This is a genomic window from Haemophilus sp. UMB1048 (assembly GCF_030218125.1).
GTDB lineage: Bacteria > Pseudomonadota > Gammaproteobacteria > Enterobacterales > Pasteurellaceae > Haemophilus_D.
The window spans coordinates 25,379-50,597 of record NZ_JASOPB010000002.1; the positions used below are offsets into that span (position 1 = coordinate 25,379).

Consider the following 25,219-nt stretch of genomic DNA (forward strand, 5'->3'; position numbering starts at 1 on the left):
ATCAAAATGAAAAAAACTGCAATCGCATTAGTCGTTGCTGGTTTAGCAGCAGCTTCAGTAGCTCAAGCAGCTCCACAAGAAAACACTTTCTATGCAGGTGCTAAAGCTGGTTATGCATCTTTCCACGATGGTATCAAAGCTAACACTGATGCTACTAACCCTCGTAGCTTAGATTTCGGTACTGGTTACAACCGTAACTCTGTTACTTACGGTGTATTTGGTGGTTACCAAGTATTAAACCGTGATAACTTAGGTTTAGCGGTAGAGTTAGGTTATGATGACTTCGGTCGTGTTAAATTCAAAGATGCTGGTAAAGTAGTATTCAAACACACTAACCACGGTGCTCACTTAAGTTTAAAAGGTAGCTATGGTCTTGGTGGTTTAACTTCTGCTTTAGAAGGTTTAGACTTCTACGGTCGTGCTGGTGCAGCTTTAGTTCGTTCTGACTATAAATTCTACGATGAAACTACTGGTGCTCGTGAGCACGCATATGGTCGTCACAGCCTACGCGTTTCTCCAGTGTTCGCTGCTGGTTTCGAATATGCATTACCTTCATTACCAGAGTTAGCATTACGTCTTGAATATCAATGGTTAGCTCGCGTGGGTAAATTACGTACTCAAACAGGTCCAAATAGCTCAGTAGACTACAACCCATGGATCGGTTCTGTCAACGCTGGTTTATCTTACCGTTTCGGTCAAGGTGCTGCTCCAGTTGTTGCACCTGAAGTTGTAAGCAAAACTTTCAGCTTAAGCTCTGATGTAACTTTCGCATTCGGTAAAGCTAACTTAAAACCACAAGCTAAAGCAACTTTAGACGGTATCTACGGTGAAATCGCTCAAGTTAACAACGCTAACGTAGCTGTTGCTGGTTACACTGACCGTATCGGTAAAGATGCACCAAACGTGAAATTATCACAACGTCGTGCAGACTCTGTAGCTAACTACTTAGTAGCTAAAGGTGTTCCAGCTCAAAGCATCTCTGCAGTTGGTCACGGTAAAGCTAACCCAGTTACAGGTTCTACTTGTGACGCGGTTAAAGGTCGTAAAGCGCTTATCGCTTGTTTAGCACCAGACCGTCGTGTTGAAATCGCAGTTAACGGTACTAAATAATTTTATTTAGTTATCCATTAACGGATTAACATTAGAAGACCTAAACTTCGGTTTAGGTCTTTTCTTATATAAATTAAACCTATAATTGAAGGAATTTTTGAATGAAAAAGTGGATTATCTTGATTATTATCGCCGTTGCTGCAGGTTTAGGCTTAATGTCTAGCTACAATGGCTTAGTTAAAGCGGAAACGGAAATTGATTCTGTTTGGGCAAATGTTGAATCATCTTATCAACGTCGTGCTGATTTAATTCCAAACTTAGTGAATACTGTAAAAGGTCAAGCTAATTTTGAACAACAGACATTAACCAATGTAATAGAAGCTCGTGCAAAAGCGACACAAACTAAAATTGATCCATCTAATTTAACAGAAGAACAATTAAACGAATTCCAACAAAACCAAAATCAAGTGGGTTCAGCATTATCTCGTTTACTTGTTACTGTAGAACAATACCCACAATTAAAAGCGAACGAAGGCTTTATGAACTTACAAGCGCAACTTGAAGGTACAGAAAACCGTATTAATGTGGCTCGTAATAAATTTAATGAAGCAGCACGTATTTATAATGAAAAAGTACGTCAATTCCCAACTAAATTAGCGGCAATGATTTTTGGTTTTAAAGCTAAACCTTACTTTAAATCAGCTGCAGGCGCTGAAAACGCACCGACTGTAAACTTTAACTAAGGTTTATCTATGCCATTCTTTTCCAGAATTCCGGTAGATAAAAAGCAAATCGAGGCGGCGATTAGTCGCCTCGAAAGCTTAAGTTCGGCTGAGTTACGTGTTTATATTGAACGCAAAGTACCAAAGGCTTCAGCACAACTGTCTGCAATGGAACGTGCTTTAGAAGTGTTTGATGAACTGGAAATGCATAAAACAGCGGCACAAAATGCTGTGTTGATTTATGTGGGATATAAAAATCATCTCTGTGCAATCGTAGGTGATAAAGGTATTCATCAATTTGTTGATGTGGCTTATTGGCAGTTACAATGCGATTTAATGATTGAGCAGTTTAAACAAAAAGCTTATACACAAGGCATTGTCGATGCGATTGATCGTATCAGTGATATTTTATCTCGCCATTTCCCTATTCAGCCTGATGATGTGAATGAATTATCTAATGAGGTAATTATTAATGGCTAAGCTTTTATCTTTTATGAAAAGTGCGGTTGTTTTTAGCCTTGTTTTTTTTGCTCAAATGGTTGTTGCGGCAGAATTTCCGCCTACACCAAATCCTTTCCATTACATAAACGATTACACCAACACACTTTCATCAGAACATAAGCAAATTTTAGAAAATAAACTGATTGCTTATAGTAAAGAAACGAGTTCACAAATCGCTGTTGTTTTGGTTCCGACAACCGGTGAATATGAAATTGCTGATTATACCTTTGCTTTAGGTGATAAATGGGGCATTGGGCGTAAAAATCTGAACAATGGCGTGTTGATGCTGATTGCGAAAAATGATCGCAAAGTTTTTATCGCAACAGGGCAAGGTTTAGAAGGTGTATTACCAGATGCTTTTTTATCGCAAGTCATCCGTTCGGCAATTTTGCCACAATTTAAACAAGGCCAATATGCCCAAGGTATTAATGATGGCTTAAACCAAATTATTGCGGCAAGTAAAGGCGAGTTTGATGCGGCACAAGTTGAAGAAGATGCGTTCGATAAGTACATCCCATTCTTAATGGTATTGGCGTTTATTGCTATTGTATTATTTGGTGAATTCCAATATCACAAAGATGAAGTATATATTAGCCCGAATCAACGTGACCAACTGAATAAAATCATTCGTCAAAGTACGATTTCTCGTCGCCGTGGTGGCGGTTCCGGTTTCGGAGGCGGATTTGGTGGAGGCTTCGGGGGCGGTGGTTCTTCCGGTGGTGGCTTTGGTGGCGGTGGCTTTGGCGGCGGCGGAGCCGGTGGAAGTTGGTAAGACCAAGTCTTTCACTCAGGTTCTATCTTATGCTAGAATAGCGCCCTATTCATACTTATTTGAACAAGGAACATTATGGAAACGTTAGACAAAATCAAAAAACAAATCGCAGAAAACCCAATCTTAATTTACATGAAAGGTTCACCAAAATTACCTTCTTGTGGTTTCTCTGCGCGTGCATCTGAAGCATTAATGAATTGCAAAGTGCCTTTCGGCTATGTTGATATTCTTCAACACCCAGATATTCGTGCTGAATTGCCGGCTTATGCAAACTGGCCAACTTTCCCACAATTATGGGTAGAAGGTGAGTTAATTGGTGGTTGTGATATTATTTTAGAAATGTATCAAGCTGGCGAACTTCAAACTTTATTAAGCGAAGTAGCGGCTAAACATCAAGCTTAATTGACGATAGATTACCAAGATAAACCTGCTTTTTAGCAGGTTTTCTTTTGCTTAAAAAATGATAAACCTGTTATAAAAATGTGATCAGATTAACATTTTTAAGTTAAATAACTTGTTGATAAAATTCCCTTACGTTAGACTACATCGCACTTAGTCGGGGTGCCAATATTAATGGCTGAGAAACACCCGTGAACCTGAAACAGATAATGCTGGCGTAGGAAACTAATCATCTCATTATGCTGTTTCGTTATGCAAAAATAAGGAGAACGCATAATGAACAAAACGCTTCCCATTTTAACCGCACTTTTCACCTTTTCCGCTTTCGCACAAGCTGCACCTCAAACATTAGATGTTTATACTTATGATTCATTTAGTGCTGATTGGAGTGCTGGACCAAAAGTAAAAGCAGCTTTTGAACAACAATTCCCGCAATGTAAGCTGAATTATGTGGCTTTTGACAATAATGGCACTTTGTTTAACCGTGTTCGTCTAGAAGGTAAAAAAATTAAAGCGGATGTAGTGCTCGGTTTAGATAGTTATCAAATTGAGGATGCTCAAAAACTCAATATTTTTGAGCCAAATAAAGTGGATTTAAGCCAGTTACGTTTACCAATTAAATGGGAAAATCACACGTTCTTACCATTCGATTATGCACAATACGCGTTTATTTATGATAAAAATAAACTGACTAATCCACCAAATAGCTTAAAAGAATTAGTTGAGCGTCAAGATCTTAAAGTGTTATATCAAGATCCGCGTACAAGCAGTATTGGACGTGGTTTATTACTTTGGATGAATGTAGTTTATCCAGAAGCAGATGTCGCAAATGCCTGGAAGACCCTTTCTAAACATACGGTCACGGTCACCAAAGGTTGGACTGAGTCTTATGGAGCCTTCTTAAAAGGCGAAGGTGATGTGGTTTTAAGCGTAAATACTTCACCGATTTACCATATTCTTTCTGAACAAAAAGACAATTATGTGGCAACGGAATTTGCAGAGGGTAGCGTATTACAAGTTGAAGTGGCAGCCAAAGTGGCTAACCGCAATAATGCCTGTGCTGATGAATTTTTAGGATTCTTACTTTCACCGCAAGCTCAAGCGGATATTGCTAAAAATAATGTGATGTTACCCGTGGTAGAGACCAATATCGAAAGTCACATTGATGCGCTTAATTCTCGCGCAAAATCAATGCGTATTTTAGATACCACAACGGTAACAAGTGAGCAGCTGAAAGGCTGGATCAATCAATGGCAAAAAGCCTTATCTAAGTAGTATTAATGCGCTTATTGCAACATCCGCATTTTCGTCCTCGCCATTATTTGGGCGGAAGTGCGGTCATTTTTTTCATTGTTTTACTCTATGGATTTTCACTTTCTGCTGTTTTTTCAGTTGGAAGTGATTATGCCTTATCTGATTTCTTAAAAGACGATTATTTGCATCAAGTTATCGCTTTTAGTTTCGGTCAGGCATTCTTGTCAGCCTTGCTTTCTAGCATAATTGGTATGTTATTTGCGCGTGCTTTTTTCTATTTAGATTTCAAAGGCAAATCGCTCATTTTACGCATTTTTTCCCTCACCTTTGTTTTGCCAGCATTACTGGCTATTTTCGGTTTGATTGGGATTTATGGCACGGCAGGTTGGCTAACACAACTGCTACAAACCTTAGGTATTTCGTGGAAACCCTCCATTTATGGTTTAAGTGGCATTCTTATTGCTCATTTATTTTTTAATATTCCTTTAGCGGCACGAATGAGTTTGCAGGCTTTGCAAAGTGTACCGACCGAACAGCATCAACTCGCGGCACAATTGAATATCAAAGGTTTCACATTTTTTCGCTTAATTGAATGGCCTTATTTGAAAAGCCAAATCGTGTCAGCCTTTGTACTGATTTTTATGCTGTGTTTCACCAGCTTTACGATTGTATTGGCACTTGGTGGTGGGCCACAAAACAGCACATTAGAAGTTGCGATTTACCAAGCTATTTTCTTTGAATTCGATTTACCCAAAGCCGCACTTTTTGCGCTTGTACAATTTGCGTTTTGTTTTGCGTTATTTTCGCTTTCACAATATTGGGCAAAAGCACCTGAAACGCAGATTTCGCAACGTTATCGATGGGTTTTGCCTTCTTCAAGTGCGGTCAAATTTGGACATATTTTTGTCTTATTCTCGGTGTGCTTATTTATTTTAAGTCCCTTATTCAATATTGTTTTCCAAGGTTTGTCTGCGACCCAATTATTTGGCTATTGGCAAAATCCACAATTATGGAAAGCACTTACTTATTCATTAACCATGGCACCGACTGCAGGGATTTTATCGGTATTATTTGGATTTTTCTTATTGTTACTTTCCCGTCAGCTACAATGGCTATATCACCCGAAATTAGCTCACTTAATTTTAACGGGGGGCATGATGATTTTAGCCATTCCTACAATCGTTTTAGCGGTAGGCTTATTCCTTTGGTTGCAAGATATTGATTTTTCAGCAGGGCATTTATTTGTAGTGGTATCTGTTTGTAACGCCTTGGCTGCCTTGCCATTTGTGATCAAAATTCTCAATATACCAATGAATCAATCGATGCAATATTATGAAAAACTCTGTTTATCGCTGAATATTACAGGCTGGCAGCGTTTTCGTTTAATTGAATATCCGCTAATAAAAGCCCCGTTGAAATATGCTTTGGCGCTCGCGACGACCTTATCACTCGGTGATTTTACAGCGATAGCCTTATTTGGTAGCCCTGACTTCACTTCGTTGCCTCATTTGCTTTATCAACAAATCGGACAATATCGAAGCCAAGAAGCGGCAGTGACAGCATTAATTTTATTGGGCTTATGTTTAGGTTTATTTATGTTTATTGAAGGACAGAAGGAACAACATGATTAAATTAGATAATGTGGTCTTCAATTATCAATCCATGCCGATGGTATTTGATTTACAGATTCAAGCCCAGGAAAAAATCGCCATCATTGGTGAAAGTGGCGCAGGAAAAAGTACCTTACTGAATTTAATTGCTGGCTTTGAATATGCCGATAGTGGCGAGATTTGGCTCAATGGTAAAAATCATACCCAAACGGCACCTTTTGACCGCCCCGTTTCCATGCTATTTCAGGAAAATAATCTCTTTACTCATCTTTCTGTGGAAGAGAATATTGCCTTAGGTTTAAAACCGAATTTAGCCTTAAATGCAGAAGAAAAAGCCCTTGTTGAACAAGCTGCAAGTGCGGTCAATTTACAGGATTTTTTAACAAGAAAACCGACCGCACTTTCAGGTGGACAAAAACAGCGTGTGGCATTGGCGCGCTGTTTGCTACGAGATAAACCCATTTTATTATTGGATGAGCCATTTTCTGCACTCGATCCTAAACTACGAATTGAAATGCAGGATTTAATGGATCAATTATGTGAAGAGAAAAAACTCACCATGTTACTGGTGACGCATCAACCCAAAGAAATTGAACGGCATATTGATCGAGTGATTGAAATTCATCAAGGAAAAGTGATCTGATCTCTTTTTATCATATTACAGAGTAATATGCTCAACTTAATAAAAGCTACATAGCTTAAACGAGGAAAATATAATGACCACAACAAATGTAGTACAGCTTTCATCTATTACGCCCCATCCATCAGTAGAGTATTGGTCTGTTTGTAAAGTCGAAGCGTTATTTGAAACACCTTTTTTAGAATTAGTCTATCGTGCGGCTCAAGTGCATCGAGAGCATTTCAACCCTGGTGCAATACAGTTATCGACGTTGATGTCGATTAAAACGGGTGGCTGTCCAGAGGATTGTGGTTATTGCCCACAATCAGCACGTTATCAAACAGGCGTACAAAATCAGCAGATCTTGGATATTGATGAAATTGTCGAAAAAGCCAAGATTGCTAAAGCACGTGGTGCAGGACGTTTTTGTATGGGCGCAGCATGGCGTGGTCCTAAGCCTAAAGATATGGAAAAAGTGACGGCGATTATTCGTGCGGTAAAAGATATTGGTTTAGAAACTTGCGGTACCTTTGGGTTGTTGCAAGATGGTATGGCGGAAGAGTTAAAAGATGCGGGATTGGATTATTACAACCACAATCTTGATACCGCGCCAGAGAATTATCACAATGTCATTGGTACACGCCGTTTTGATGATCGTTTAAGTACGTTAGGAAAAGTTCGTCGTGTCGGTTTGAAAGTTTGCTGTGGCGGTATTGTGGGCATGAACGAAACCCGTAAAGAGCGAGCTGGTCTCATTGCAAGTTTGGCAAATCTTGATCCGCAGCCAGAGTCCGTGCCAATTAACCAATTAGTGAAAGTAGAAGGTACACCAATGGCAGATGCAGCTGATTTAGATTGGACAGAGTTTGTTCGCACTATTGCTGTTGCGCGTATTACTATGCCGAAAAGTTATGTTCGTCTTTCTGCAGGTCGTCAAGGCATGAGTGAAGAAATGCAAGCGATGTGCTTTATGGCGGGAGCGAATTCCATTTTCTATGGTGACAAGTTGTTAGTCACAGGTAATCCGGAAGAAGATGGCGATCAGCTTCTTATGGCAAAATTGGATCTTGAGCCGGAAACGGAAGAAAATAGAAAGCCACTCGACAGAAATTAGTCATAAAAAAGTGCGGTGAAATCCACCGCACTTTTTATTGAGGCTTACTTCACTTGTTCAGTTAGGCAAGGTTGAATTTTATTTAGCATTTCTTTTAAAATACGCGCTGGTGCAGCCACGATGTTGCCTGAGCGTAAATAGCCATGACCCGCATTGAAATCACACACTAAACCGCCTGCTTCACGCACGATTAAATCACCCGCTGCGCAATCCCAAGGTTTTAAGCCCATTTCGAAATAACCGTCAACGCGACCGGATGCTACATAGCAAAGGTCTAATGCGGCGGAACCCGTACGACGGAAATCTGCTGCTTCATCAATTAAGTTATTCATGATAGCAAATTGAGTTGGCATCAAGCTTGGTTGTTTGAATGGGAAACCGGTGGCTAAAATCGCCCCGTTAAGTTCATTTTGGCTATCTACACGTAAACGCACTTCATTTAATTTTGCGCCTTCACCACGCACAGCAGTGAATAATTCATTACGAATAGGATCGTAAACCACACCGACTTCGGTACGGTTTTTTACACGGATAGCAATAGAAACAGAGAAATGTGGCAAACCTTTTACAAAGTTGGTTGTGCCATCTAGTGGATCAATCACCCATTGAATATCACTGTCTTTGCCTTCTAATGCACCACGTTCTTCACTGATAATTGTGTGATCAGGATAAGATTTTTGAATGATTTCAATGATCTCAGCTTCAGCGGCTTTATCGACGCTAGTCACATAATCATTAATACCTTTTTTACTTGTTTGGATGTCATCACGGCGCTCATAGTTTTTAGCAATCACGTTGCCCGCTTTTCGTGCCGCACGAATAGCGATATTTAACATTGGATTCATATTTCCACCAGATTTTAAAGAACAGATAAATAGGTCGCCTATTATAAGGGAGTTTTAGTAAATAGCCAGTTGAAAATGTTTAATTCACGGTTTTTCCCGTTTTTTAAAGGAAATTTGCGATCAGTATCGCAAAAATAAAGCAGCCAATTTGGCTTTCTTCTAAAGGACTTTTAAAGTGCGGTCAAAAAAGAAGGCATTTTATGTATAGAGGGATAACCTTATTAGAAACCTTGATTGCATTATTTATTTTAAGCTTAACGTTAGCGTTTGCATTGCCTAAATGGCAGAAAAATGATCCCAAATATTTTCTCGAAAAAGAGCAACAACGGCTTTATTTTTTCTTACGTAATATTCAAGCGAGGGCAGAAATCTCATCGGCGATTTGGTTTATTTTGGCCAATCAAGATAGGGCAAATCAACGTTGGTGTATTACAGCTCAAGTAAAAAGTGATCATTTTTGTGATTGTTTTCAGCCCCAGAATTGCCCTAAAAACCTTTATGCGCATTTTTACTATCCTTATTTTGAAGGAAAAACGATGCTGCTAGGCCCTAAATTATATCCGTCAGAAGTGGCAGTGAAATTTAATGGGGCCAGAAATACCATGGAAACAAATTGTTTTATGTTACAGGCTGAAGAACATCGTACATTGTTCTCTTTTTTCAATGTGGGCAGTATTAAATTAAAGTCTGATCAAGCGGCGAGTGCGTGTACAAGATGAAATCATTAAAAGGCGAAACATTGGTGAGTTTGTTGATTTCACTTGGCTTATCCGCTTTATTATTGTTATTGGTTGCACAGTTTTATGCCCAAACTCAACAGCAAAATCAGCGTTTAATGTTACAACTCAAATTACAAGCGGAATTACAACGAACAATTCAACTCATCGGGAAAGATCTGCGTCGCGTAGGCTTTCGAGCCGCAAACCAAAAACTCATTGAAGATAATCTGGCTTTATTCGAATTAGACGAAAAGGGCACAGCAATAACTATTGCTCAAGCAGACAATGCTCCATCAAATAGCTGTGTATTATTTTTTTATGATTTGAATAGTAATGGTTGTATTGGTGAAAAATACACAAAAAACACTTGCGTAAATGGCGTTAAAAATGTGGCAAAAAATATCGAAAAAGAGCTATTTGGTTACAAACTTAACGGCAAAATGATCGAAACTAAACAAACTTATAAAAATGCGGTAAATGCGGATTGCCGTTCAGCAGAGTGTCAGCGTGCTTTAACGCAATCTACTTGTAACGCCGGTGGTGGATGGACAGATTTATTGGATGAAAAAGAGTTTGAGATTTCTCAATTACGCTTTGATTGGTTAAAGGCAGGGAAAGGGATTGAAATCAAACTCGCGGGAAATCTTGCAACACATAAGCATATTCAATATGAAACTTCGCTTGTGGTGCCTTTATTAAATCAAGAAGAGTGATCATGAAAAAAGGGATTGTGACACTGACGGCACTGATTTTACTTTCGGGATTATTGGCATTGATCTTATTATTTGATGAACAGATCTTTGCGTTTTTTCGATCTCAAATGAGTCAGCGAAAATATTATGTAGAACAGAGTCTTCCTTTACAGAAAATCAGTCAGCAACAACAAACGAACATTTGCCAAAACTTGCCTTTAAATGGTGCTGAAAAAGTAAAACAAGTCTTTTTCGAGTCTTCAGGGGCAGAGGATAAAGTCGCCTATTCTGTTTGGTGTAAACGTGCAGAGTTATTTAAGAAATCGCCCACAAAAGGTATTAATGAAAATATGCTGCGAGATTTTATTTCCAGCGAAAAACAAGCTGATTTTCAACCGCACTTTGTGAAAGTCGATACGACTTTAACTGCTCAAAAAACACCACAAGTGTATTGGATAACGCAAAGCCAATTAGAAATTAAAGGGAATGTGAGTGGTATTCTGCTAGCAGAAGGAGATTTAAGTTTAACCGGCAGAGGGCGTATTAGTGGTGCTGTGATTACTGGAGGCTCACTTAAGTTGGAGGGAGACGTGACGGTGGCTTACGGTAAAGCCGTGGTGACAAAACTCGTACAAGAATATAGCCAATGGCATTTGGTGGATAAAAGTTGGAGTGATTTAAGTGCGCAAGAGCAAAGTGAATAAAGGCATGTCGTTAATGTCACTTTTATTAGCCTTATCGATTTTCAGCGGGTTATTTTTGATCTTTAACCGATGGACGACTGAGCAACGGAAAAGTGCGGTCAGCGTTTTTCAAGAATTTCAGGCGATTCAAATTGCTGAAAATCAGGCTCAACGTCAGTTTTTAGGCTTGTCTTGTGAAAATAGCGTAGAACAAAATGGCATTCAATTTGCAATTCAATGCAGTCATCATCAGGTGAATATACGCTATCCTCAAGGTGAATTTTTATTGAAAACCGAGTAAAATAACGCATTGTTTTTGCTTTCAAAAGGGCGTTATTTTGTTCGTTACTTATTATTCAAACCAACCAGAAATTCAAAAGGATATTTTAGTTTCGCTGTTGGAAAATTTACCGCAACATGATCCGTTTCAATCTGACATTGTGTTGGTGCAAAGTCCGGGTATGGCACAATGGTTGCAAATGGAAATTGCTAAAAAACGCGGTGTTGCAGCGAATTTCCAATTCCCCATGCCTTCCAGTTTTATTTGGAAACTTTACGCCGATAATTTGCCGAATGTTTCCACGCAAAACCCTTTTGAAAAAGATTCAACGTTATGGCGATTAATGCGATTAATCCCAACCTTTTTACAGCAAAAAGAATTTGAACCGTTAAAAAAATATTTAGCGTCCTCGCCAGCATCAGAACAGCAAAAACTTTATCAATTAAGCCTAAAAGTTGCCGATTTATTTGACCAATATCTCGTCTATCGTCCCGAATGGATTGCCGCATGGGAAGAAAATAACGATGAAAAGATCTTGGCTCAAATTAATCAGCAAAAGCAGGGGCTTTCGGCGTTAAATCCTACCTTTCTTTCTCAAATTAAAGGCAATATTCACTGGCAGGGAATTTTATGGCGAGCCTTAGTGGATGATGTCCAACGTGATTTCGGTGGAAAAGCAAAACATCGTGCTGCACTCAATCAACAATTTTTAGCATTATGTCGTGATCCCAATGCGACACTCAACTTACCAGAACGTATTTTTATTTTTGGTATTCCAGCATTGCCAACGGTTTATCTCAATATTTTCCAAGGTATTTCAGCTAAAACAGATGTACATTTATTCTTCAACAATCCATGTCAAGAATATTGGGGCGACTTGCGAGATCTGAGTAAATCCTATTTATTAGAAAGACAGCGTTTCGTGCAAGAAAGTGATGATGTGAAGCCTTTAATTTCAGCCGAGCAAGTGTCATGGGAACCCGCCGACCTTGATTACACCAATCAACAAGAAGAATTGTTCAGCGGGAATCCGCTTTTAGCCTCTTGGGGAAAAATGGGGCGGGATTTTCTCTATCAATTAGTACGAGATGAGGAGAATATTCAAGCCATTTCCCGTGATTACTATGCAGAACTTCCCGAAAAAACGTTGTTAGGACAGATTCAAAATCAAATTTTGACGTTAAGCCATGGTGCATTAAATGTAGCGAAAAATGACCGCTCTTTGATTGTGAAATCTTGCCATAGCGCGATGCGAGAAGTTGAAGTGCTGCATGATTATTTATTGGATTTATTCAATCAAAATCAGCATAAGCCAAAAGAAGAACAGATTACACCAAAAGATGTGGTGGTCATGGTGGCCGATGTTAACCAATATACGCCTTATATTCAGGCGGTCTTTGGTGCGAATAGTGCGGATGCACCCGTTATTCCGTTCTCAATTTCTGACAGTAAATTGTCTGAAAGTGATGTGATCGTGTCGAGCTATCTTTCCCTGTTAAATTTAAGAGAAAGTCAGTTTGGCGCGGAAGAAGTACTGGCTTTATTGGATATTCCCGCTATTCGTGAACGTTTTAATATTGCGCTTGCAGATCTCGAACAAATTCGCGAATGGGTGAAAGAGTCGGGTATTCGCTTTGGTTTAGAAAAATTGCAGAATACACTGAATTTTAACGCGTGGCAGGCGGGGCTTGAACGTATGACTTTAGGCTATGCGATGCGTGAAGAACAAGGCGTTTGGCAAGACAGTCTTGGACTTGATAGTAGCTATGGATTGAAAGGACAGTTAGTCGGTGCGGTGAATCAATTTTTTACGGCCTTAAATAAATGGCATCAAGATTTGCAAAAGGCACACAGCATTGAAAAATGGCGTGAAAAATTGACCGCACTTTTGACGGATTTCTTTGTGCAAAATGAAGAAACTGCAGATACCTTATTTTATATTCAAGATTGTATCAATGCCTTTGCCGATGATTTGCAGTCCGTCAATTTTGAAGAAACCTTGCAAGCGGATGTGATTGCGGAAGTGATGTCTGCACGTTTAGAAGAAACACCAAACAGCCTTCGTTTCTTAGCGGGGAAAGTGAATTTCTGCACACTTTTACCAATGCGTTCCATTCCTTTCAAAGTGGTGTGTTTGCTTGGGATGAATGAGGCGGATTACCCACGCAGTCATACACCAAATAGTTTTGACTTAATGCAATATCATCATCAAAAAGGCGATCGTGTTCGTCGAGATGATGATCGTTACTTATTCCTTGAAGCCTTACTGGCCGCAAGATCCCATTTTTATGTGAGTTATGTGGGCTCTTCAATTATTGATAATCAACCTAAAGAACCTTCAGTATTGGTGAGTCAGTTAATTGATTATATTAATCATTATTCAGAAAATGGTTTAAGGATTGAACAACATCCAATGACGGCGTTTAGTCCAAGTAATTTCCAAAATGAAGGGAAAATTAACCGCTCTTTTGCGAAAAAATGGCTACCAATTGCCCAATTCCAAGAAAGAAAATGTCATGAATTTGTTGTGCCGATGGGCGAAAATCAAGAACTAATAACGGAAATTGAACTCGATCGTTTTGTGAGTTTTGTTGAAAATCCAGTGAAATTCTTTTTTGAAAAGCAGCTTGGTGTGTATTTCCGAGATGAAGACGATCGCATTGAAGAAAGTGAAAACTTCACATTAAATGGCTTGGATCGTTATCGCATTAATAATGAGTTATTGCATTTAGAGGAAGCGCAATTTAACGATTATTTTGCCAAACAGCGAGTGAAAGGCATCATGCCACGCGGCGAGTTTGCGGAGGTTTGTGAACAAGATATTCGTGCTGATGTATTGGCTTTTAAAGAGAAAATTAAGGATTATTCTTCACCACATAGTGAGAGTGTTGATTTTGTGGTGGAAACGGCACAAGGCAACATTCGCTTGTTTGGCTATATGGAGCCATTATTTGGTGATGAAAATCAGATAATCGAATGGCGATTTGCAAAATATAAAGATCGTTATCGTATTCGCCCATGGCTTTATTATCTTATTCAGCTTGCGACAAAAGAGAACGCACTGCCACCACGCATTATTGCTAAAGATAAGGATTTAACATTAAAAACAATAGAAAAATCAACCGCACTTGAGAAACTGAAAATGTATGTCGAGGCTTATTTACAAAGCCAGCAACAAATTCAGCTCATTCCAACGGAAAATATCGCGAAGTTTATTGAAAAAGATGAAAGTGCAGTCAATTTTGACAATGTTTTGACGAATATTGAATCCCTTGCGAAAGATGATAACTATGGTTATAGAAAAGCTGATCCTTATTGGGCTAGGGTGTTGGGTCAAACAGAACAATTTAAATCGCAGGATGGTCTCTTGCAGTTGGTGAAACAAACCACCTCTTGGTTTGGAGAAATGTTGTCTTAAAGCGGATCTTCAGATCGAAAAGATCCTGGATTTTTGATAAGATACTGGCTTAAGAATAATTTTGAAAAGGATCTAAAATGCGTTGTCCGTTTTGTTCAACTGAAGAAACTAAGGTGATTGACAGCCGTTTGGTTTCTGATGGGTATCAAGTGCGTCGTCGTCGGGAATGCGGGAATTGTCATGAACGCTTTACCACCTTTGAAACGGCCGAATTAGTGGTGCCAAAAATTATTAAAAATGATGGGTCACGCGAGCCGTTTAATGAAGATAAATTGCGTAGCGGTATTCAACATGCGTTAGAAAAACGCCCTGTAAGTTCGGATGATGTGGAAAAAGCCATCAGCCATATTATTATCCAATTACGTGCGACGGGTGAGCGTGAAGTGCCAAGTCATCTCGTAGGTAAATTAGCCATGAATGAGCTGAAAGAATTAGATAAAGTGGCGTATATCCGTTTTGCGTCCGTTTATTTGAGCTTTGATAATATTAATGAATTCACCAAAGAAATTGAAAGCTTAAAGGATTAATATGAGTGATACCTTTTCCCCTGATGATGTGAAATTTATGCAACTCGCTCTTGAGCTTGCGGCAAAAGGGCAGTACACCACTACGCCTAATCCATCCGTAGGATGTGTGTTAGTTAAAAACGGTGAAATTGTCGGGAAAGGGTTTCATTTTAAAGCCGGTCAGCCTCATGCAGAACGAATGGCATTGGCAGATGCCGGTGAGAAAGCGAAAGGCGCAACTGCTTATGTGACACTTGAACCTTGTTCTCATTATGGACGCACACCGCCTTGTGCATTAGGTTTAATTGAAGCTGGTATCAGTCGAGTTGTCGCAGCCATGGCAGATCCTAATCCTCAAGTGGCAGGCAAGGGCTTAAAAATGTTAGCCGATGCAGGCATACCAAGTGCGGTCAATTTATTGAATGAACAAGCAGAAGCTTTAAATAAAGGTTTTCTCAAACGTATGCGAGCTGGCAAGCCTTATGTGCAGCTAAAATTAGCCATGAGTTTAGATGGCAGAACAGCCATGGCAAGCGGTGAAAGCAAGTGGATCACGGGTGAAGCAGCTCGTGCAGATGTACAAAAAATGCGAGCCAAAGCGACCGCACTTTTATCAACAAGTGCTACCGTGTTAGCCGATGATCCAAGCTTGAACGTGCGTTGGAATCAATTTCCCGATGATCTAAAAGCGGAATATGCTGAAGATACTGTACGTCAGCCTATTCGCATAATCTTAGATTCTAAAAATCGAGTTCAACCAAACCATCAATTATTCCATACCCATTCGCCAGTTTGGCTTGTGGGTTCAATTCCACGAGATATGTCTGTATTCCCTGATTTCTGTGAGCAAATGTTACTGCCAGAAAACTATGATTTTGATCTATTGATGACAGAATTAGGCAAGAGACAAGTGAATTCTGTTTGGGTTGAAGCCGGCGCCAATTTAGCGGGTAGCTTGATTGAACAACATGCTGTAGATGAATTAATCATTTATGTCGCCCCGAAACTCTTGGGAGATAACGCTCGAGGATTATGCAAACTCCCACATTTGGAAAAACTTGCGGATGCCCCATTGTGGCAATTGCAAGAATGTGAAAGAATTGGGGATGATTTAAAGCTCAGTTATTTACCTAACTTATTAATAAAAGAATAAAAAATGTTTAAAAAACTTTTCCACTCCGCCCTTTGGGGGCTTGCTGCGGCAGGCGTTATTTTATTTGCCGTTCCTAAGCTCAATAACAGCAGCCTTTTCTCTGCGGATGATATCGTTTCGTTTAATAGTGCTGTGAGAATTGCTTCGCCTGCTGTGGTTAACGTGTACAACCGATCTTTTTCTTCTGCCAGCATTAATGATAGCGATCAATTACAGGTAAATAACTTAGGTTCTGGCGTGATTATGACCAAAGACGGTTATATTCTCACCAATAAACACGTTATCCAAAATGCCGATCAAATTGTAGTCGCACTGCAAAACGGCAATATTTATGAAGCGAATTTAATCGGTTCGGATAATTTGACGGATCTTGCGGTATTAAAAATCAAAGCAACCAATCTTTCTACCATTCCACAAAATAAAGAACGCCAAGTACGAGTTGGGGATATAGCTTTGGCTATTGGTAACCCGTATAACCTCGGTCAAAGTGTTTCCCAAGGGATTATCAGTGCGGTAGGGCGTAGTGCCGTAGGGGATTCTTTAGGTCGTCAAAACTTTATTCAAACAGATGCGTCGATTAACCGCGGTAACTCTGGTGGCGCGTTGATTAACTCAGCAGGCGAATTAGTCGGGATCAGCACGTTAAGTATTGGTAAAACAGCCAATGAAATTGCAGAAGGTCTGAATTTTGCGATTCCAATCAGTATTGCCAATGATGTGTTGTATAAAATTATTCGCGATGGACGCGTGATTCGTGGTTATTTTGGGGTACAAAGTGAAATCACCGCTAACTCAAACGGTGGTATCGTGATTACAGGCGTGACCGCCAATAGCCCTGCAGCGAAAGCAGGCATCCAAGTGGGGGATGTGATTTTACGTTTAAATAAACAAGATAACCTCTCTATCCGTGAAATGATGCAAATTATTAGTGATACTAAACCGAATACAGAAGTCATCATCACAATTTCGCGTTTAGGTAAAATAATTGATCTTCCCGTGATTATTGAAGAGTTGCCATCTAACTAAGGATATATTGTGGAAGTTAAAACCAGTCACTTTTTTGCCTGTTTAGATCGTCTTCGCTTAATTCAGCGTTGGTCATTGATGCGCAATATTGAAAAGGAAAACTTGGCGGAGCATAGTCTGCAAGTTGCCTTTGTGGCACAAGCCTTAGCCATTATTAAAAATCAATTTTTTGGTGGGGAAGTGAATCCTGAGCGTATTGCAGTGATGGCGATGTATCATGATACTTCTGAAATTTTTACTGGTGATTTGCCGACCCCAATTAAGTATTTCAACTCTGAAATAACGCATGCTTATAAAGATATTGAAGCGGCAGCTGAATTACATTTAATTAGTTTGCTCCCGACTGAATTGCAAGAGAGTTTTGCACCATATTTAGATAGTGAGCAATTTAGTCCAGAAGAAAAGCATATAGTAAAACAAGCGGATTTGATTTGTGCGTATATTAAAGCTCAATTTGAATTAGAGCACGGTAACCATGAATTTAAAACAGCGAAGAAACGCTTAGAAAATTTAATGGAACAATGGCACAGCCAAGAAATGGATTATTTTTTACAAGTCTTTTTGCCAAGTTTTGGGCGCTCGATTGATGAGATTGCGTTATAAGCGAAAATAAAAAAGTGCGGTTAATTTTGACCGCACTTTTCGTTTCTAGGATTATTTCAATGTTGCCAAAATAATCTGTTCTGGATCCACGTGTAACCACACATCTTGTCCCACTTTCCAACCATCTTTGCTATGAATGCTGGCGCAAAATTCAATTGAGCTGTCCTTTAATTGCACAATGGCTTCTTCGTTTTCCATTGAAAGAATAGTCGCTTGGAAGAGGTTATTTTTTTCTTCTAATGTAGTGGCACTAATTTTCACCCAAGGGGCTTTAAACATGACCATCACTTCTTTTTCAGTAATGAGTCTGAGACGCTCAGCACTGCGCATTGTGATCGAAACGTGTAATGGGTGAGCTAAATCCTGAATATTTACTGCAACAATGCAGCGGGAGTCCACGATATGTTGGCTTGCCACCTTACCAAAAAATTGATTGCGTGCGCTACTTTGTAAGGAGAATTTTGCCGTTGCTGAAAGTAGGCTGTTTAGCGGGATCGTCTCATCTTGCAGAATATGGAACGCGTGCTCTTGTGTTTGTTCGAGCAAATCATAAAGCTGGAGCAAACGTTCTGCGTAAGTAGTTAATGAAGTCCCCCCTCCATTTTTTCCACCGATATTACGTTCTAAAAGCGGTTTGGGGCTGATTTTATTCATCGCCTCAAGGTGATCCCAAGCACTTTTATAGCTTACTTTTGCGTTTTTGGCTGCTTGGTTGATTGAGCCACATTCTTTAATTTCTTTTAAGAGGCGAACACGTTTTGGATCAATAAATAATTCTTGATGAAGTTTGATCGTCAGTAAAATTTCAGTTTGTTTCATCATCTCCTCCTAATACACAATTCTGTTTATTTTACTTGATCTTTAAGTTTTTCTGTATGCTTATTTAAAAATTCAAGTTATAATTTATACGCAGTATATTTTTTTATATATAGTTTCATTTATATAGGAGATAAATAATGAAATTAACTAAATTTGCAACCGCACTTTTAATTGCGGGTATGGGGGTATCTTTTGCTGCATCAGCAAAAGTGACTGTGTTTGCTGCAGCTTCAATGACTGATGCGTTAAAACAAATTGCGGATCAATATCAAACTGAAAAGCCAAATAATACCGTTGTTTTCTCTTTTGCTTCTTCTTCCACCCTTGCAAAACAAGTTGAAGAAGGTGCACCTGCAGACTTATTTATTTCAGCAAGCAACAAATGGATGAAATATTTATCTGATAAGAATCTTACTGTTAAAGAGACTGAAAAGGTTATAGCTGGCAACGAATTAGTGTTAATTGCACCAGCTAAAAGTGCCGCTAATTCAGTAGATATTGTAAAAGGTGAATGGATCAAAGGTTTAAAAGACAGCTATTTATCTGTAGGTGATCCTGCACATGTTCCTGCAGGACAATATGCAGAAGAATCATTAACCAAATTAAATTTATGGGATCAAGTTAAAGATAAATTAGCGCGTGCGAAAGACGTGCGTGGTGCATTAGCCTTAGTTGAACGCGCTGAAGCCCCTTATGGTATTGTGTATAGCACCGATGCGAAAGTGAGTAGCTCAGTGAAAACAGTCGGCATATTCCCGAAAGACAGTTATAAACCAGTTGAATATCCCGTTGCGATTTTAAAAGATCATGACAACGCGGATACCCGTGATTTCCTTAATTACTTAGAATCGAGCGCAGCGAAAAAAATATTTGTTGAATATGGTTTCTCTGTGAAATAATGAGCTCAGACTTTATAAAGAAAGGACAGGCAACTGTCCTTTTTGTTATCTCTAAAGAAATTTCGTCATATCGATATATACACAAGGAAATATTTTGCTCTCTTGGTTTCAATTAAGCCCGATGGAATGGGATGCGATTCACTTAAGCATGAGTGTCGCATTGAGTTCTATGCTTTGGAGTTTGCCCTTCGCAATTTTTATTGCTTGGTTACTGGCTCGTAAGGAATTTTACGGTAAATCGATGATTACAGGAATTATTCATCTGCCTTTGGTGTTACCGCCAGTGGTAATCGGTTATTTATTATTAGTCGCCATGGGGCGTAATGGCTTTATTGGCAAGTATTTATATCAATGGTTTGGCTTATCCTTCGGCTTTAGTTGGAAGGGGGCGGTATTAGCTTCAGCGGTGGTGGCATTTCCGTTGGTTGTGCGGGCAATTCGTCTTTCCTTAGAAAGCATCGATTTTAAGTTAGAGCAAGCTGCACAAACGCTTGGCGCTTCGCCTTGGCGAGTCTTTTTTACAATCACGTTGCCTCTTTCTTTACCTGGCGTATTGGCGGGTTTAGTATTAGGTTTCGCACGTTCTTTAGGGGAATTTGGCGCAACCATTACCTTCGTATCTAATATTGCGGGGGAAACTCAAACCATTCCTTTAGCAATGTATTCGTTTATCCAAACACCAGGCGCAGAAGCACAAACTGCACGCCTTTGCTTGTTTGCGGTGATCCTTTCATTAATTTCTTTATTGCTTTCCGAAGCATTGAGCAAACGGATGCAGAAAAAATTGGGGCAGGGCGATGCTACACATTAATGTACAACAACAATTAGGTCGCTTGACCTTACGTGCGGATCTGCAACTGCCAACTCAAGGTGTGACGGCTATTTTTGGTTTGTCAGGTTCGGGTAAAACCTCATTGATTAATTTGGTGAGTGGTTTAACTCATCCCGATCAAGGATTTATTCGTTTAAATGACCGCACTTTGGTGGACGTGGAGAACGGTGAGAATCTCCCCGTGCATCAGCGCAAAATTGGCTATGTATTCCAAGATGCCCGTTTATTTCCGCATTACAACGTCAAAGGCAATTTACGTTATGGCATGAAGCATGTCAGCCGTGAAGACTTTGACTATATTGTTCAGCTACTTGGTATTGAACCGTTACTCAAACGCTATCCACTTACTTTATCGGGTGGCGAAAAACAACGTGTGGCGATTGGGCGAGCCTTATTAATAGATCCTGATATTTTGTTAATGGATGAACCGCTTTCAGCTTTAGATGTGCCTCGCAAACGTGAGCTTATGCAATATCTGGAAAGTCTATCCAAGGAAATTAATGTGCCGATTTTATATGTGACGCACAGTTTAGATGAATTATTGCGTTTGGCCGATCGTGTTGTGCTGATGGAAAATGGCAAAGTGAAAGCCTATGACACCTTAGAAAATGTGTGGAACAGTCCGTTATTTGCCCCTTGGAAAGGCGAATCGGAGCAGAGTAGTGTGTTGGCGTTGCCAGTATATTTACATAATCCAACCTATAAAATGACCGCACTTTCTTTGGGCGAACAACAGCTTTGGATTAACGAAGTACATCATCAAGCGAATGAAAAAGTGCGTGTCTGTATTTATAGTTCCGATGTGTCACTTACACTCAGTAAGCCAGAGCAAACGAGTATTCGTAATATCTTACGAGGGCAAATTGTACAAATCGTTCCAAAAGAGAATCGCATTGACATTGCGGTGTTGGTGGAAGGACATAAAGTTTGGGCAAGTATCAGTAAATGGGCGTTTAATGAATTGCATTTTGCTCAAGGAATGGATGTTTATGTACAAATAAAAGCTATTTCGGTGATATAGAGAAGAGTTCTTGAAGTATATTTACATTTTTTACTTGAATAAATTTATATTTAATATTTAAAATAATGCGTTAAGTTTAAAACTGAATGGGGGTTTCTTGTGATTAATTGTATTAAATCTATTAAATCTATGTTTTTAGCTTTGCTTGAACAGGGTGATAAAATTTATAATGGAAATATTATATCTGGAATACGTCTTTTTATTAGTATTGTTTTTCCTTTATTGTTACTTCCATGTGGTGCTTGGTTTTTGTGTTTAGTAGTTATTGTGTTGTATTGTTTTCTTTGTTTTCATTTCTATAATAATAACAATGGTATAGTGTATGATATTTTTGAGTTTGTTATAAGTGTGGTATTTTCCATTTTAATATTTATCGTTTTAATTATGCCTGATACTAAAATTATAGAGGGTCTATCAAACTCTATTAGAGGAAGTATGTTTGACGATATCTCTGGCTTTTTTATAGGGGAGAAGGGGGATATCTCTTATTCAGTCGCTGAGTTTATGCTATGGTTATTTCTATTTCATAAATTTGTTTTTGAAAATGTCTTAAAATTGAGAGATTTTATTAAAAGATTTAAGAAGTCTAATTAAAGATGAATTGGCGATTAGGTTTCTTAATCGCTCATCTTTTCCATTATGCTTTTTTGCCATTTAATTTTTATTATCCTAATTACTGGCTTACTCTTTACTGTTTCAAATATCATTTGGCTAGTGAAACTAAATAGGGGAAAGATATAGAGTTATTGACTCTAAATTGGAATGCTAATGAAAAGTTTCTGAGGCATCTAAATGTTATAATAGAATCTTACTGGGCACTCTTCGTTTCATTATAAGTCTCTATGATTACTATAACTAATTAATATGATGAGATAAACTTGTAATACTTATCTTCATACTAAAATAAGAATTAAATGCTGTTCTTCACTCTTTTATAGCTAAAATAATTACGGATAGAGTAACATTTTTACTAAATTCCATTTAGTTATATCTCATTCCTAAAAAACATTTTATTTCCTTTGATAAAAACCATTAAATAGACTTAGTTATCAACTTCTTAAGGAACAAAAATGTTATTTCTTACTTTAGTACTTTTTGTTGCAGTGCTTTTAGGGCTCAATTATCTCTATCGTAGCACACAAAAATTAGGTCAAACGGTATTTGTTGGTTTGTTATTAGGGCTTGTAGGCGGTGCATTGCTACAATCCTTAGGTGAGCAAGAAACCGTGAAAACAGCCTTAGATTGGATCAATTTAGTCGGCGGTGGCTATGTTCGCTTACTCCAAATGATTGTAATGCCGTTGGTGTTTGTGTCGATCCTTTCTGCGATTACGCGTTTAAATCAAGCCGGCTCATTAGGCAAAATCAGTTTTAGCGTACTTTCTGTGCTTTTAGTCACCACCGCTATCGCCGCATTAATCGGTATCATTATGGTACAAGTATTTGGTTTAACTGCAGAAGACTTAGTGGCAGGTGAGCGTGAATTAGCAGCACAGGCGAAAGTTGTAGGACGAGTTGACCAAGTCAGCAACCTTTCTATTCCAGCGATGTTGATTTCCTTTATTCCTAAAAATCCATTTGCAGAATTAACCGGAGCAAATCCAACCTCGATTATTAGTACCGTGATTTTCTCTGCCTTTTTAGGTGTAGCAGCATTAAGTTTACGCAAAGAAGATCAATCACTCGGTGATCGTATCGCACAAGGGGTTGATACATTAAATAAATTAGTCATGCGTTTAGTGCGCTTTGTCATTCGTTTAACTCCTTACGGTGTGTTTGCGTTAATGATTAAAATGGCGGCTACATCAAAATGGGAAGATATTCTGAATTTAGGTAGCTTTATTGTTGCATCCTATATTGCGATTATCTTGATGTTTATTGTGCATGGCGTATTACTTGGTTTATCTGGTATTAACCCAATCACTTACTTCAAAAAAGCATTGCCAACATTGAGTTTCGCCTTTACCTCTCGTTCAAGTGCGGCGAGTATTCCATTAAACATTGAAACTCAAACAGATAAACTGGGTAATAATCCTGTTGTAGCAAACTTTTCTGCTACCTTTGGGGCAACAATCGGACAGAATGGTTGTGCGGGGATTTATCCTGCGATGCTAGCGGTAATGGTGGCACCAACGGTGGGTGTTGATCCATTTACGGTGAGCTATATTGCAACATTAGTATTAGTGGTAGCGATTTCCTCTTTCGGTATTGCTGGAGTGGGTGGTGGCGCAACCTTTGCTGCGATTGTGGTGTTATCGACTTTAAATCTCCCGTTAGAATTAGTCGGTTTATTGATTTCAATTGAACCATTAATTGATATGGGACGAACAGCACTGAATGTGAATGGTGCAATGACAGCCGGAACATTGTCCAGCAAATGGTTAAAGCTTAAAGAATAATAGAGAGAAAAAGGACCCATGGATAGGTCCTTTTTTATCAATAAAAAAGTGCAGTCAATTTCAAAATAGTTTTAAAATTGACCGCACTTTCTGTTTAGGCTTACTTACCTAAGTTATCAAAGAATTTCTTCACACCGTCTAAAAAGCTTGAAGATTTCGGGCTATGAGATTTTTGCCCTTTCAAACTTTCTTCCAGTTTTTCTAATAATTCTTTTTGTTCTTTATTTAAGTTGACTGGTGTTTCAATCACCACGCGACAAATGAGATCACCTGCGTAGCCGCTACGTGTAGAGGTTACCCCTTTACCACGCATACGGAAGAGTTTGCCTGTTTGGGTTTCCGCAGGAATTTTGAGTTTCACTTTACCGTCTAAGGTTGGGACCTCAATTTCACCCCCTAACGCTGCCATTGAGAAACTGATTGGCACTTCGCAGTAGAGGTTGTTTCCATCACGTTCAAAGATATGATGTTCTTTAACGTGAATCACCACATATAAATCGCCTGCTGGCGCGCCATTTTCACCCGCTGCGCCTTCACCGCTTAAACGTAATTGGTTGCCGGTATCCACACCTGCTGGGATTTTAACGGAAAGGTTTTTCTTCTTGTGAACACGACCTTCGCCATGGCAGCTTTTACATGGTTTTTCAATTTTCTTACCAGAACCATGACAAGTCGGACAAACCGCTTCAGTTACGAAGAAGCCTTGTTGACGACGAACACGACCAGAACCATGACAGCTTGGACATGTTTCAACTTTTGATCCTTTTTCTGCACCAGAGCCATCACAGCTATCACAGTGAGCAAGCGTATTGATTTGGATGTCTTTGGTTGTACCTTTTACGGCTTCTTCTAACGTAATTTGGATGTCATAACGTAAATCTTCACCACGCACTACGCGCTGACGACCACGTCCGCCACCGCCGAAGATATCGCCGAACATATCACCAAAAATATCACCGAAATCAGCGCCGCTGAATCCGCCACCGAAGCCACCGCCTCCCATGCCACCTTGTTCGAAGGCTGCGTGACCGTATTGATCGTAAGCCGCACGTTTTTCTTTATCGCCTAAGATTTCATAGGCTTCTTGGATTTCTTTAAATTTTTCTTCTTTGGCTTTATCACCTTTGGTTCTATCAGGGTGATATTGCATGGCGAGTTTTTTGTAAGCACGTTTAATTGCTTTTTCATCTGCGCCACGTTCAACACCAAGAACGTCGTAATAATCTTTCTTTGCCATAATGTTTTCGTTTTCCGTTTAAAAATATAAATTTAAAAAATTTTAT

At 39.2% G+C, this 25,219-nt stretch carries 26 protein-coding genes and 1 riboswitch; of the genes, 23 read left to right on the forward strand and 3 right to left on the reverse strand.

The annotated features are described in order from the left end of the window. Positions 1-6: 6 nt before the first annotated feature. The 9 genes from ompA (at position 7) to bioB (ending at position 8,041) form a co-directional block, all read left to right on the forward strand. Positions 7-1,110: a porin OmpA gene (ompA, locus tag QP437_RS01910; RefSeq protein WP_285266756.1), complete on the forward strand. Its 1,104-nt coding sequence runs from the start codon at positions 7-9 to the stop codon at positions 1,108-1,110. 101 nt (positions 1,111-1,211) lie between these two features. Beyond that, on the forward strand, positions 1,212-1,793 hold the full coding sequence (locus QP437_RS01915) for a LemA family protein (RefSeq protein ID WP_178164160.1): 582 nt from the start codon (positions 1,212-1,214) through the stop codon (positions 1,791-1,793). 9 nt (positions 1,794-1,802) lie between these two features. Continuing rightward, on the forward strand, positions 1,803-2,252 hold the full coding sequence (locus QP437_RS01920) for a TPM domain-containing protein (protein ID WP_014065676.1): 450 nt from the start codon (positions 1,803-1,805) through the stop codon (positions 2,250-2,252). Beyond that, positions 2,245-3,045: a YgcG family protein gene (locus QP437_RS01925; protein WP_197542246.1), complete on the forward strand. Its 801-nt coding sequence runs from the start codon at positions 2,245-2,247 to the stop codon at positions 3,043-3,045. Before QP437_RS01920 ends, QP437_RS01925 begins: the two co-directional genes overlap by 8 nt. Positions 3,046-3,120: 75 nt before the next feature. Continuing rightward, the gene (gene grxD / locus QP437_RS01930) at positions 3,121-3,447 is read left to right on the forward strand and encodes a Grx4 family monothiol glutaredoxin (protein ID WP_005699458.1); all 327 of its coding nucleotides are present in this window, start codon (positions 3,121-3,123) and stop codon (positions 3,445-3,447) included. A gap of 145 nt (positions 3,448-3,592) precedes the next feature. Continuing rightward, positions 3,593-3,685, forward strand: a riboswitch (TPP riboswitch). A 35-nt stretch (positions 3,686-3,720) separates the two neighbouring features. Next, positions 3,721-4,719: a thiamine ABC transporter substrate binding subunit gene (gene thiB / locus QP437_RS01935; RefSeq protein ID WP_285266757.1), complete on the forward strand. Its 999-nt coding sequence runs from the start codon at positions 3,721-3,723 to the stop codon at positions 4,717-4,719. 5 nt (positions 4,720-4,724) lie between these two features. Next, the gene (gene thiP, locus QP437_RS01940; RefSeq protein WP_285266758.1) at positions 4,725-6,329 is read left to right on the forward strand and encodes a thiamine/thiamine pyrophosphate ABC transporter permease ThiP; all 1,605 of its coding nucleotides are present in this window, start codon (positions 4,725-4,727) and stop codon (positions 6,327-6,329) included. Continuing rightward, positions 6,322-6,951, forward strand: a complete 630-nt coding sequence (gene thiQ, locus QP437_RS01945) for a thiamine ABC transporter ATP-binding protein (RefSeq protein WP_285266759.1) — start codon at positions 6,322-6,324, stop codon at positions 6,949-6,951. Before thiP ends, thiQ begins: the two co-directional genes overlap by 8 nt. 73 nt (positions 6,952-7,024) lie before the next feature. Next, the gene (bioB, locus tag QP437_RS01950; RefSeq protein WP_102704187.1) at positions 7,025-8,041 is read left to right on the forward strand and encodes a biotin synthase BioB; all 1,017 of its coding nucleotides are present in this window, start codon (positions 7,025-7,027) and stop codon (positions 8,039-8,041) included. 44 nt (positions 8,042-8,085) lie between these two features. Here bioB and suhB read toward each other — a convergent pair whose 3' ends face one another. Beyond that, on the reverse strand, positions 8,086-8,886 hold the full coding sequence (gene suhB / locus QP437_RS01955) for an inositol-1-monophosphatase (protein ID WP_049355386.1): 801 nt from the start codon (positions 8,884-8,886) through the stop codon (positions 8,086-8,088). 200 nt (positions 8,887-9,086) lie between these two features. Here suhB and QP437_RS01960 point away from each other — a divergent pair, with 200 nt between their 5' ends. The 9 genes from QP437_RS01960 to yfbR all read left to right on the forward strand — a co-directional run bounded on the left by QP437_RS01960 (position 9,087) and on the right by yfbR (position 17,966). After that, positions 9,087-9,605 carry a prepilin-type cleavage/methylation domain-containing protein gene (locus QP437_RS01960; RefSeq protein ID WP_285266760.1) on the forward strand — a complete coding sequence of 173 codons (519 nt, stop codon included), beginning with the start codon at positions 9,087-9,089 and terminating at the stop codon, positions 9,603-9,605. Then, entirely contained in the window at positions 9,602-10,318 is a 717-nt protein-coding gene (locus QP437_RS01965; protein ID WP_285266761.1) for a type II secretion system protein J, read from the forward strand. The genes QP437_RS01960 and QP437_RS01965 overlap by 4 nt, the downstream gene beginning before the upstream one ends. Before the next feature lie 2 nt (positions 10,319-10,320). After that, positions 10,321-11,001: a DUF2572 family protein gene (locus tag QP437_RS01970; protein ID WP_285266762.1), complete on the forward strand. Its 681-nt coding sequence runs from the start codon at positions 10,321-10,323 to the stop codon at positions 10,999-11,001. Positions 11,002-11,014: 13 nt separating this feature from the next. Then, positions 11,015-11,281: a DUF5374 domain-containing protein gene (locus QP437_RS01975; protein WP_285266763.1), complete on the forward strand. Its 267-nt coding sequence runs from the start codon at positions 11,015-11,017 to the stop codon at positions 11,279-11,281. 37 nt (positions 11,282-11,318) lie between these two features. Beyond that, positions 11,319-14,678: an exodeoxyribonuclease V subunit gamma gene (gene recC / locus QP437_RS01980; protein ID WP_285266764.1), complete on the forward strand. Its 3,360-nt coding sequence runs from the start codon at positions 11,319-11,321 to the stop codon at positions 14,676-14,678. A gap of 77 nt (positions 14,679-14,755) precedes the next feature. Then, positions 14,756-15,205 carry a transcriptional regulator NrdR gene (gene nrdR, locus QP437_RS01985; protein ID WP_005695670.1) on the forward strand — a complete coding sequence of 150 codons (450 nt, stop codon included), beginning with the start codon at positions 14,756-14,758 and terminating at the stop codon, positions 15,203-15,205. Between the two features lies 1 nt (position 15,206). Continuing rightward, a complete protein-coding gene (gene ribD, locus QP437_RS01990; RefSeq protein ID WP_285266765.1) occupies positions 15,207-16,337 on the forward strand; it encodes a bifunctional diaminohydroxyphosphoribosylaminopyrimidine deaminase/5-amino-6-(5-phosphoribosylamino)uracil reductase RibD in 1,131 nt (376 codons plus the stop codon). Between the two features lie 3 nt (positions 16,338-16,340). Continuing rightward, positions 16,341-17,363 (forward strand): outer membrane-stress sensor serine endopeptidase DegS, encoded by a 1,023-nt coding sequence (degS, locus tag QP437_RS01995; protein WP_285266766.1) that lies wholly within the window; start codon positions 16,341-16,343, stop codon positions 17,361-17,363. A gap of 6 nt (positions 17,364-17,369) precedes the next feature. Further along, the gene (gene yfbR / locus QP437_RS02000; protein WP_041918286.1) at positions 17,370-17,966 is read left to right on the forward strand and encodes a 5'-deoxynucleotidase; all 597 of its coding nucleotides are present in this window, start codon (positions 17,370-17,372) and stop codon (positions 17,964-17,966) included. Between the two features lie 51 nt (positions 17,967-18,017). On the opposite strand, the gene QP437_RS02005 is transcribed toward yfbR, so the two are convergent. Beyond that, positions 18,018-18,785 (reverse strand): TOBE domain-containing protein, encoded by a 768-nt coding sequence (locus tag QP437_RS02005; protein WP_285266920.1) that lies wholly within the window; start codon positions 18,783-18,785, stop codon positions 18,018-18,020. A 134-nt stretch (positions 18,786-18,919) separates the two neighbouring features. Between QP437_RS02005 and modA the strand changes: the two genes are divergently transcribed. From modA to QP437_RS02030, 5 genes are all read left to right on the forward strand, one after another. Further along, complete coding sequence (modA, locus tag QP437_RS02010) at positions 18,920-19,684, forward strand: molybdate ABC transporter substrate-binding protein (RefSeq protein ID WP_285266921.1); 765 nt, start codon at positions 18,920-18,922, stop codon at positions 19,682-19,684. Positions 19,685-19,778: 94 nt separating this feature from the next. After that, a complete protein-coding gene (gene modB, locus QP437_RS02015; protein ID WP_285266767.1) occupies positions 19,779-20,495 on the forward strand; it encodes a molybdate ABC transporter permease subunit in 717 nt (238 codons plus the stop codon). Next, on the forward strand, positions 20,482-21,537 hold the full coding sequence (gene modC, locus QP437_RS02020) for a molybdenum ABC transporter ATP-binding protein ModC (RefSeq protein ID WP_285266768.1): 1,056 nt from the start codon (positions 20,482-20,484) through the stop codon (positions 21,535-21,537). Before modB ends, modC begins: the two co-directional genes overlap by 14 nt. A 99-nt stretch (positions 21,538-21,636) precedes the next feature. Further along, the gene (locus QP437_RS02025) at positions 21,637-22,131 is read left to right on the forward strand and encodes a hypothetical protein (RefSeq protein ID WP_285266769.1); all 495 of its coding nucleotides are present in this window, start codon (positions 21,637-21,639) and stop codon (positions 22,129-22,131) included. Between the two features lie 476 nt (positions 22,132-22,607). Then, on the forward strand, positions 22,608-23,936 hold the full coding sequence (locus tag QP437_RS02030) for an L-cystine transporter (RefSeq protein ID WP_285266770.1): 1,329 nt from the start codon (positions 22,608-22,610) through the stop codon (positions 23,934-23,936). A 100-nt stretch (positions 23,937-24,036) separates the two neighbouring features. Here QP437_RS02030 and dnaJ read toward each other — a convergent pair whose 3' ends face one another. Further along, positions 24,037-25,173 carry a molecular chaperone DnaJ gene (gene dnaJ / locus QP437_RS02035; RefSeq protein ID WP_111315473.1) on the reverse strand — a complete coding sequence of 379 codons (1,137 nt, stop codon included), beginning with the start codon at positions 25,171-25,173 and terminating at the stop codon, positions 24,037-24,039. Between the last annotated feature and the right edge of the window lie 46 nt (positions 25,174-25,219).